The organism is Photobacterium sp. DNB22_13_2, from assembly GCF_052873915.1.
Window position 1 is genome coordinate 1 of the sequence record NZ_JBNNXU010000209.1, and the last position, 252, is coordinate 252.

The window sequence follows — 252 nt, forward strand, 5'->3', positions numbered from 1 at the left end:
TCGTCATGGCAACCATCAAGGACGTCGCAGCATTGGCTGGGGTTTCGTTCACCACCGTCTCACACGTCATCAACAACACCAGGCCGGTCAACTCGGAGACCCGCAAGCGCGTGGAAGAAGCCATTCGCGCCACACGCTATGTGCCCAGCGCGGTCGCACGCTCGCTCAAGCACCGGACCACGCGCACCATTGGCGTACTGGTACCGACCGCCACCAACCCATACTTTGCGGAGCTGGCACGCGGCATTGAAG

General features: G+C 61.9%; 1 protein-coding gene. It reads left to right on the top strand.

The features are described from left to right. Positions 1-5 precede the first annotated feature (5 nt). Positions 6-252, top strand: a 247-nt coding sequence (locus ACVA58_RS28400) for a LacI family DNA-binding transcriptional regulator (RefSeq protein ID WP_446513572.1), incomplete at its 3' end; no start/stop codon positions are given.